The organism is Comamonas sp. Z1 (assembly GCF_008121555.1).
Classification (GTDB): Bacteria; Pseudomonadota; Gammaproteobacteria; order Burkholderiales; family Burkholderiaceae_C; genus Comamonas; species Comamonas thiooxydans.
This window is the reverse complement of sequence record NZ_VOQT01000048.1, coordinates 1-4,298: the sequence shown is the minus strand read 5'-3', so window position 1 is coordinate 4,298 and position 4,298 is coordinate 1. Positions and strand designations below refer to the sequence as shown.

Here is a 4,298-nt window from a genome sequence, read left to right as displayed (position 1 = left end):
GCTGATCAGCATGGCAACTCCTTGGCACGGGATTGCCATGTTGCCAGAACTGCTTGCAGTACCTCTCGGCCATGCAGCAACGGACGCTTGTTTTTAAGCAGCCAATCGTCCGGGACCCGACAGCTAGGTCTCAGCGATAAAAACTGATGACGGTACTTTTGACGGTAAGGCCATTTTTCATAGAAACTCTAGTCAGTCCAGCGTAGCGTATTGAAGTGCGAAGAAGACCGACATGTTGTTTCAATTGACAATTGAGTGGGAATAAAGCGCTGGCGTGAACTGACACGCAAGCTTTAGACCTTTTCTCATGCAAGCCCGCGATATCGCGGGCTTTTTTCATTTCTATCTGGCTCTATCTGGAACTAGCCGGTCTTACGAAGTCGGCGGGTTTCGATGGCACTTTGCATGGCACCGAGCATCGCCAATACCATCCGCCTCGTCGATACCATCAGCCCTGCCTTCTGCAGTTGATGGCATCAAAATCACCTAATTATTTGATTTTAAAGACGATGCCATGCACAAAAACGCGCTTGTTTGCTGGTGGTCTCGCGCATATGCCCGCGAACAGTCGCCGCAGGAGCGCGGGCAATACGAGTTTGCAGAGCAAGAGGCCAAGGCTCGAAAAGTTGGACTTTGGCGAGAGGCCGAGCCAATCGCGCCATGAGATTGGCGCAAAGCCTTATGCGAGCCTCGACAAAACCTAAGTCCGTAAACGACCCTTTGCTGTCCTTCGGTCTTCAGTCGGCCAAGACTTCTATGCAGCGATTACCGCTGCTCGTCGCCGCAATGCTTCCTAACGGTCACCGTCTCATACCAGCCATCCGAGCATTGACGCGGGTGACTGCCCAATGACGGGTTTCAGGTGTGCAGGGGACAGCGACCATCAAGTGCAGGCAGATAGGTCGCTGGATGTCTGCAGTCACATCGTGCGAACAGGAGCTTGCGAGCCGTTGCAGTCAACTGAGCTTTGACAACCGATGCCTGGTATGCGGCGATTGCTGCGGCTCAAGGCTGCATCGTGACTTATCGGTCACCCATCAGCAGTCAAGATCATGAGCGTGACGAGGACACGCCTATCATAGGCTAGGCCATAAAAAACGATGCCCCCTAGGGAGCATCGCTTCCTTGTTGCTGATCTTGGCAGGGATAGCTTTGGGGTCGAGGCTATTGATTGTGCCGTACCGACGATTCACGGCTAAAGCCGCTCAAGCGTTCTCCAGGACGCTCCCTAGCGTCCATGAAATGTACCAGTGAGCCGGATGACGGTCATATCAGCACTCAAATTTGAGAGAGGGCCTCCTTATCCTTCTCGAAGCCTTGGGAAGGGGCCGTATTTTTAGTTTGGGCCTGTCGGAGGTTTCCGGGGGACATCAAGCGATGCGAGCCAACCGCAGATCCGGCCAACCGACTACTGCCTTCGCTCGCATCGTGGGCCTGTAGCTTGAAGCCGGCCACCACTTCGGCCAACTGGTTCGCCTGCTGCTGCAACGACTGCGCTGCTGCCGTGGCCTGCTCCACCAGCGCGGCGTTCTGCTGCGTGCTCTGGTCCATCTGGGTAACGGCGCAGCCGACCTCGGCAATGCCCCGGCTTTGCTCCTGGCTGGCATTGCTGATCTCGGCCACGATGGCCGTGACGCGGTTGACACTGTCCACCACGTCCCGCATGGTGGTGCCCGCCGCATTCACTAGGCGGCTGCCCGTGCTGACTTGGCTCACGGAATCGTCGATCAACGCCTTGATTTCCTTAGCGGCCTCTGCCGAACGCTGCGCCAGTTGACGTACTTCGGATGCCACCACGGCAAAGCCGCGGCCTTGCTCGCCGGCGCGCGCGGCCTCCACAGCCGCATTCAGCGCCAGGATGTTGGTCTGGAAGGCAATAGAGTCGATGACCTGGATGATGTCCACGATACGTCGCGCCGAGGCCTCGATGCCGCCCATGGTCTGCACCACCTGGCCCACCACGGCGCCGCCTTGGGTGGCCACTTCGGAGGCATTGCTCGCCAGCTCGCTGGCTTGGCGCGCGCTGGCCGCGTTCTGCTGAACAGTGGCAGTGAGCTGCTCCATAGCGGCAGCGGTCTCTTCAAGCGAGCTGGCCTGCTGCTCGGTGCGCGAGGACAGGTCTTGGTTGCCGCTGGCGATCTCGCTGGTGGCAATTCGCACTGACTCCGAGGATTGGCGGATGCGCAGCAGCACGGCGGCTATCTTGTCTGTGAAATGGTTAAAGGCAGTGGCGATCTGGGTCAGTTCGTCCTTGCCCGCGGTATCCAGGCGCCGCGTTAGATCGCCTTCACCCGAGGCAATATCCTCCAATGCATCGCGAACGACTAAGAGACGGCGCAGTAGACGGTTCACGCTGGCCGACAGCAGCGCCACGGCCACCACCACACAAAGCGCCGCGATCAGCATCTCCATCTGCAGCAGCTTGCGTGCGGCGGCCGTAGCCTCGGTCTTGTCCACGGCCACGCCCAGCAACCAGGGCGTGCCCTCCACTCGGGACGCATAGACCAGCTGCTTTGCGCCATTCACGTCCACTTCGGCACTGCCGCCGTCCTGGGCCAGTTTCTGCAGCAGCCCGCCATCAAGCTGCGGCGCGATGCCGGTGGAGGGCTTCATTACCAGTTCCGCCTTGGCATAGGCCAGGATGTTGGACTGCCCGTCCAGCAGGAAAGCAAAGCTCTGGCCCGTGGCGTGGATGGAGTTCACCTTGCGCGTCACGGTATCCAGATGCATGTCCGTGCCAACCACGGCGGTGTACTGGCCGGCCGGCCCTACGGGCTCGACGAAGCTGATCGTCAGCTTGCCGGTGCTGGCATCAATGTAGGGAGGTGTCACACTGGGCTTGCCTGCCTGCACGGCCTGCTTGTACCAGGGGCGCTCCGTACCGACATAGTTCTCTGGCATGGGGTGGGAGAACACGTGGGCACCGCTGGCGTAGACGAAATAGGTGTCGTCGAAATCGCCGGCCTGCTTGGCCGCCAATAGAAAGGGCACGGGCTCCTGCTTACCCACTGCCTGCTGCAGCGAGCTGGTGATGCGCTGCTTGTCTCGCACCCACTCGGCCAGATCATTGGCATGCAGCTTCGTGAGCTGGCTTATGCGCTCGTTGAGCGAGCGCTCGGTACTGCTACGCACCGAGAAAAAGGTGGAGAGCGCCAGGGCAAGCAGTGAGAGTGTGGTGATGGCTACACAGATACCGATCAGGCGAGCGCGCAGGCTGTTTAACATGAAAAATTTCCACAAAGCGTAATAATTTGTGGGAAGTCAATGTACCTTGATTCAGGTAATGAAAATTTCTTCGCGAGGGAGGAAATTTCCCTAAGGCCTTTTAATTGATCTCTTGGCAGCTACGTTATCAGTCACGTCACTCATAGACATGCACTGACGACAAGAGGCAGACCGCAGGATTAAGTGGCAGCAAGTCGAACTGGCTGCAGCCCACAAGAGCATTGTGAAGGGGCCGTTCAGGACAGGCGGTCTTCAACGACCGGTGTTGGCGGTTGCTGCCGTTCAGGTACTGGACAGCGAATGGCTCGGTTTAGCCAGACGCAGTCAGCGTCAGGAACACGTCTGAGGTCTACTTCTGGCCGTTCCCAGTCATACGCGCCGGAGCAGCACCCTCCTCTAAGACAATTGCGCGATGACCGATGAATCGCCGATCCACACAGTCCACAAGCGCGTTTGCCACACGTTCCTCCGGCACTGGAAGGCCCACAACAACGCCTACCCCAAGCTGATCAAGATGACGCCCGAAGAGCTTCGGCAGTTCAACATCGTCAACTCCTTCGGTAAGTCTGATGAACTCTGGGGCGTCCCAATAGAAGTCGACCCCAACACCACGGGCGTGATGGTTGCGGTCGATGGGACTGAAATACCTTTGGTCGAAGGCTACTGATCAAGCACCAGACGCAAAGACGGATATCGCCTTCTGTGGCCACGGTCGCGTACTGGCCGGCAGAGATATCCGAGCCGCGAACCAGGATGGAGCTGTCCGCCCCGCCCTTGACGCCGAACTTGCCCGCATCGTTGCCCACACTGGCATTGACTCCCACGGCCTGGCCGTCATGGTGGGCGCTGTTGCGCAGGTCGCTGGTGGTGAGCACCCCTGCGGTGCTAACCTGCTCCAGCGCCATCTGTGTTGATTTCCACCCAGAAGTGACCCACTAGCCCCCGGTGGGGGTGCGGACAAAAACTTGGACTACCAGGAGGTAGTTCATGTACTCATACGCAGACAGGATTCGTGCAGTTGAGCTTTACATCAAGCTTGGCTTGCGTGTCAGAGCCACGATTCGCCAGTTGGG

The 4,298-nt window shown here is 58.5% G+C and carries 2 protein-coding genes; one reads left to right on the top strand and one right to left on the bottom strand.

Annotated elements, in window-relative coordinates:
• Positions 1-1,278: 1,278 nt before the first annotated feature.
• Positions 1,279-3,225 (bottom strand): methyl-accepting chemotaxis protein, encoded by a 1,947-nt coding sequence (locus FSY45_RS27570; protein ID WP_081033963.1) that lies wholly within the window; start codon positions 3,223-3,225, stop codon positions 1,279-1,281.
• Positions 3,226-3,637: 412 nt separating this feature from the next.
• Between FSY45_RS27570 and FSY45_RS27565 the strand changes: the two genes are divergently transcribed.
• Positions 3,638-3,892 carry a hypothetical protein gene (locus FSY45_RS27565; protein ID WP_148748562.1) on the top strand — a complete coding sequence of 85 codons (255 nt, stop codon included), beginning with the start codon at positions 3,638-3,640 and terminating at the stop codon, positions 3,890-3,892.
• Positions 3,893-4,298 lie beyond the last annotated feature (406 nt).

Excerpts from the sequence above, each read along its gene's own strand:
- FSY45_RS27565 (WP_148748562.1), top strand. The coding sequence starts at position 3,638 with ATGACCGATGAATCGCCGATCCACACAGTCCACAAGCGCGTTTGCCAC.
- FSY45_RS27570 (WP_081033963.1), bottom strand. The coding sequence starts at position 3,225 with ATGTTAAACAGCCTGCGCGCTCGCCTGATCGGTATCTGTGTAGCCATC.